The sequence below is a fragment of the Catenibacterium sp. CAG:290 genome (assembly GCF_000437715.1).
GTDB lineage: Bacteria > Bacillota_I > Bacilli_A > Erysipelotrichales > Coprobacillaceae > Catenibacterium > Catenibacterium mitsuoka_A.
Genome location: NZ_FR898848.1, coordinates 1 through 5,291, shown reverse-complemented (window position 1 = coordinate 5,291; position 5,291 = coordinate 1). Strand labels below are relative to the sequence as shown.

Annotated in this window: 5 protein-coding genes; 4 read left to right on the top strand and 1 reads right to left on the bottom strand. The window is 33.2% G+C overall.

The window, feature by feature from the left end; all coding sequences use genetic code 11:
* Positions 1-505 (bottom strand): mechanosensitive ion channel family protein (locus QVO42_RS07900; RefSeq protein WP_288164103.1); only part of this gene is annotated, 505 nt, incomplete at its 3' end.
* 116 nt (positions 506-621) lie between these two features.
* On the opposite strand from QVO42_RS07900, the gene QVO42_RS07895 reads away from it, so the two are divergent.
* From QVO42_RS07895 to QVO42_RS07880, 4 genes are all read left to right on the top strand, one after another.
* Positions 622-1,482 (top strand): DegV family protein, encoded by an 861-nt coding sequence (locus QVO42_RS07895; RefSeq protein ID WP_022425582.1) that lies wholly within the window; start codon positions 622-624, stop codon positions 1,480-1,482.
* A gap of 128 nt (positions 1,483-1,610) precedes the next feature.
* Positions 1,611-3,356, top strand: a complete 1,746-nt coding sequence (rnjA, locus tag QVO42_RS07890) for a ribonuclease J1 (RefSeq protein WP_022425581.1) — start codon at positions 1,611-1,613, stop codon at positions 3,354-3,356.
* Positions 3,356-4,153, top strand: coding sequence for a metallophosphoesterase (locus QVO42_RS07885; protein ID WP_022425580.1), 798 nt, complete (start codon positions 3,356-3,358; stop codon positions 4,151-4,153). Before rnjA ends, QVO42_RS07885 begins: the two co-directional genes overlap by 1 nt.
* Before the next feature lie 84 nt (positions 4,154-4,237).
* On the top strand, positions 4,238-5,263 hold the full coding sequence (locus QVO42_RS07880) for a lysylphosphatidylglycerol synthase transmembrane domain-containing protein (protein WP_022425579.1): 1,026 nt from the start codon (positions 4,238-4,240) through the stop codon (positions 5,261-5,263).
* Positions 5,264-5,291 lie beyond the last annotated feature (28 nt).

Here is a 5,291-nt window from a genome sequence, read left to right as displayed (position 1 = left end):
GCATTTCTTCACTTGAATAGTTCACTAATGGTGAGTGTGCTAACTGTGAATTAGGAATAACAATCTTCTTATTATCTAAAGTAAGTAGATTTGTATAGAGTAAAGAGATTTCCTGGATTCTTCCTGTGACTCCTACAACTTCAATTAAGTCTCCTTTTGAAAAAGGTTTTGCTAGTAAGATGATAATACCATCAAAGAAGCTTGCGAGTGAGTCTTTAATAGCAAGTGCAAAAGCAGCAGAAGCAGCAGTAAAGATAGCAAGAATAGAACTTGTATTAATACCAAGCTGTGATAGAGCCATAATCGCAATAATCACAATAAAGACTGTCTTGATGATTGTCTTAAAGAAGTTTAAGACAATTTCATCCTGTGAAGACTTTTCTATAAATTTTGTAAATAACTTATCAAAAATTTTATATACAATATATCCAATAACTATAATGATAAGGGCTTGAAGAGCTTTCTCTCCCATGCCATAAAGTGTTTCTAAGTATTTTTTCACCATTTTTGTAAATCCTTTCATGTACATTTAAAGTAATTCGTCTAACTTGATTAGTCAAGAAAATGTTGATTTATTCCTCAAAATTGTTAAAATTGTGTTTGACTGAAGGAGGTCCTTGTATGAAAATTGCAATCATGACAGATAGTAACTCTGGCATTACACAGGCAGAAGCAAAAGAATTAGGTATCTATTGTATTCCTATGCCTTTTACTATAGATGGGAAAGAATTTGAAGAAGATATCAATTTAACACAAGAACATTTCTATGAAAAATTAATGGGTGGCGCAGAAGTATTCACTTCACAGCCTACAATTGGGATTATCGCAAAGAAGTGGGATGAAATATTAAAAACACATGACGCTATTATTCATATTCCTATGAGCAGTGGCTTATCTGGAAGCTGTCAGACAGCAATGATGATGGCAGATGAAGATCAGTATAAAGGAAAAGTATTTGTTGTGGATTCTCAAAGAATCTCTGTAACACAAAAAGCAGATGTCCTAGATGCCCTTGCAATGGCAAATAAAGGATATAGTGCCAAAGAGATTTATGATTATCTTATGAACAATAAGATGAATGCCACTATCTATGTTACTGTAGATACACTTGAATATTTAAAGAAGGGTGGACGTTTATCCCCTGCTGCTGCAACGCTTGCGGGTTTATTGAAGATTAAGCCTATTCTTACTATTCAGGGTGAAAAGTTAGATAAATATGGTACTTCACGTACTATGAAAAAAGCTCGTAAGATGATGATTGACCAGGTAAAACAGGATATTAGTGATCGTGGCTGGGGTGATGATTATGAAGTAGCATGTGTTTATTCTTATGATAAAGAAGCTGCTTTAGATTATTTAGAACAAGTGAAAGAAGCATTCCCTGATAAAGAGGTCATCTTTGATCGTTTATCATTAAGTGTTGCCTGCCATATCGGTCCAGGCTCACTTGCAGTAGCTGCCTATAAGAAAGGTTCTTATTAAGATGTTCGATAGAACATCTTTTTTTAATTTTTGCTTGTATTCCCTTACAACATTGATTATTCACTTTTTTTATATTATTATTTTAATGAATGATTTTACATTTTTGAGAAAGAGGTGGATAGTGATTTATGTCAGTCGATAATACTGAAAAGAAAAAGACATTCAAACCTCACCGTTCTAAAAGAAGATTCCCTTCTACACATCATAATGTTAAAACACAGGGGACAAAGATATTCGCATTAGGCGGTTTAAATGAGGTTGGTAAGAATACTTACTGTATTGAATGTAATGATGAAATGATTATTATTGATGCAGGTGTTAAATTTGCATCTGAAGGTCTTCCTGGGATTGATTATGTTATTCCAGATTATACTTATTTAAGAAAGAATAATAAAAAGATCAAGGGATTATTTATTACACATGGTCATGAAGACCATATTGGGGGTATTCCTTTCTTATTAAGACTAGTGAATATACCATTTATTTATGCTTCTCCATTGGCTTGTGCCATGATTAGAAGAAAGCTAGAGGAACATCATCTTACACATGTAACTAAGATGATTCCTATTAACCATGAAAGTTCTATCAAAACTAAATATTTTAATATTGGTTTCTTTAATACAAACCACTCTATTCCTGAATCTATGGGAATTATTGTGAATACACCTGATGGTCGTATTGTAGAAACTGGTGACTTTAAATTTGATTTATCTCCAGTTGCTAATCCTGCTGATTATCAGATTATGAGTTTCTTAGGTGAAACAGGTGTTGATTTATTAATGAGTGATAGTACGAACGCAGAAGTACCTACATTCTCTATTAGTGAAAAGACTGTTGCAGGACAGGTACAGGAAGAATTCAGAAAGACTGAAGGACGTATTATTGTTGCAACATTCGCATCTAATATACATAGAGTACAGCAGATTGTAGAAGCTGCTGTTAAGTTTAATCGTAAGATTCTTGTATATGGACGTTCAATGGTCAACAATATTGATGTTGCAAGAAAGATGGGTTATATCAAGTGTCCTGATCGTTTCTTTATTAAGAATGATGAAGCAAAACATCTTCCTGATAATGAAATACTAATTCTATGTACTGGATCTCAAGGTGAAGCACTTGCAGCCTTAAATAGAATTGCGAATGGTACACATCGTCAGATTAAGATTAAACCTGGTGATACTGTATTATTCTCATCTAACCCTATTCCTGGTAACCAATCTTCTGTATCACGTTTAATTAATAAGTTATATCGTTCTGGAGCAAGAGTTCTAGAAAACTCTATGATCAGTAACCTTCATACTTCTGGACATGCTTCTCAGGAAGAACAGAAGTTAATGATGCTTCTTACTAAGCCTAAATACTTCTTCCCAGTTCATGGTGAACATAAAATGCTTTGTATACATAAAAAATTATATGAAGAAGTAGGTGGAAAGCCTGATCATGCATTTGTATTAAGTAATGGGGATTGTTTATGCTTAAAGGATCATGAGATATTCCAGACAAGAAGCGTACATGCAGACGATATTTATGTGGATGGTAATGATTTAACAGGTTTATCTACAGCGGTATTACATGACCGTCAGATTTTAAGTGAAGATGGCATGGTTGCAGTACTTATTAGTATGGATTCTCATGCAGGTATTTTACTTCATAAACCAGTTATTATGAGCCGTGGATTTGTTTATATGAAAGATAGTAAACCTATGATTTATGGAGCAGAAATGGCTGTGGATCGTAAGCTACGTGCTTTATTGCAGGAAAAAACAACATTTGGTGAAATTAAGAATACAATCAGAGAAACATTAACATCTTATTTCTATACTAAGACAAAGAGAAGACCGATGATTATTCCTGTCATCATGAATAAGAAATAATGAAGAAAAAGAAAATTATTCGTACTGGTATTCTTGCAATTATTGTTTTCGCATTGGTGTTGTTTGGTGGTTATACATGTCTCTTTTCTAGAACACATTATTCTTTTACAAGAATGACTTATAGTAATGGATTATTACCTGATGGTTTTAAAAACTTTAAGATTGTAGATTTATCCGATATACATATCACAACGTCTAAAGACATTGATCGTTTTGAACAAATTGTAGATGAGATAGAAGATCAAAGTTATGATATGGTTGTATTTACTGGAGACCTGTATGAAAGTAAACCTATTGAGGATGCAAGAATACAAAAGATCTTAAAGAAACTTCAGCCAGGTTATGGTAAGTTTGCAGTACTTGGTGATGAAGATCATGCACATGCTGAAGAAGTGACTAATATCCTTAATGAAGGTGGATTTGAAGTACTTAATAACAGTGCTCGTACCATTCATTATCGTAATAGTTCTTTTACCCTTTATGGACAATCTATTAATAGTCAGGAAGAAATACCTGCTTCTGACGGGTTTGTCTTAACCTTAAGTCATTATCCTGATAGTTTTAGTCAAAATAAAGGACATACACATTTACAGTTATCTGGGCATAGTAATGGTGGGACTATCTGGTTCCCTGGTATTGGACCACTTGTAAAGTGTAATAATGCAACTACCTATAATCATGGAAGTTATACAGAAAGTGGTTCTGAACTTATTGTAAGTAATGGTGTAGCGCCACGTCATAACTATCATTTTAAAGTATTATGTGAAAATGAGATTATTATAATTACATTCGAGTAGGGATTTTAATCCCTACTCTTTTCTTTTACTTTCATATAAGGAATAAGATTGGTAAAATAAAGATAGGGAAATGAGGTGATTCCCATGAAAACAAAGAAGAGCTATATATTAAATATTGCATTAATTCTTGTGATTAGTGGTATATCTTTATACTTGTCAGTAGGTTCTGAAGTCTCTACTGTATTTAAAACAATTACTACTGCGCATCCTTTCTGGCTGTTCATCTTATGTTTTATTATGTTTATGTATTATGTATTTGATGGACTCGCTACAATGATCTTTGCGCGTTTATATAAGAAAGACTTTACTCTTAAAGAAGGTTTTGTGAATGGACTTGTAGGTACTTTATTTAGTGGTTTAACTCCTTCTTCTTCAGGAGGACAGTTTGCCCAGGTGTTTGTATTTAATAACCAGGGAATCTCCCCTGCCATTTCTACAAGTATCTTACTCATGTGCTTTATTAGTTATCAAATAGTGATTATGGGCTTTACTGCAGTGATTATGATTGTGGATTCAGCCTACTTCTTAGATAAAGGTGTAGGTGTATCCTCTATGGCAGCCGTTGGATTTCTTATTAATGCGGTAGTCACTCTTCTATTATTTGCAGGAGCTAAAAGCAAAAAGTTCCAGAACTTTATTGTAGATAAAGTAGTCTATCTCCTTTCTAAAACACCACTTATAAAAGACTATGAATCAACATGCTTTAGAATTCAGAATTACTTTGGTGAATTTAGAGAACAGATGAAAGTATTACAGAAAAATAAAAAAGCTTTATTACAGACAGTATTATGTAATATAGTGAAACTTACCATCATCTACTCTACACCATTCTTTTCATGTCTTGCTTTAGGAATAAAAGTACCAGTTACACTATTTGTACAGTTCTTAGGACTGGCTTCTATTATTAATTTAATTAATACATTCCTCCCTATTCCTGGTGCATCAGGTGGTAGTGAAGGATGTTATATGATCTTATTTGGTTTCTTAGGAAGAGCTAATGCTTCTAGTTCTATGTTCTTATGGCGTTTCTTCTCTTTCTATTTTGGATTAATACTTGGTATGATCACATTTATCGTTGCGAAGGATACAAAACGAAAAGATGATTGGTAATTTAAAATAACTAGGGGTTTCCTAAATT

Coding starts and splice junctions, on each gene's coding strand:
- QVO42_RS07895 (WP_022425582.1), top strand. CDS start 622: ATGAAAATTGCAATCATGACAGATAGTAACTCTGGCATTACACAGGCA.
- rnjA (WP_022425581.1), top strand. CDS start 1,611: ATGTCAGTCGATAATACTGAAAAGAAAAAGACATTCAAACCTCACCGT.
- QVO42_RS07885 (WP_022425580.1), top strand. CDS start 3,356: ATGAAGAAAAAGAAAATTATTCGTACTGGTATTCTTGCAATTATTGTT.
- QVO42_RS07880 (WP_022425579.1), top strand. CDS start 4,238: ATGAAAACAAAGAAGAGCTATATATTAAATATTGCATTAATTCTTGTG.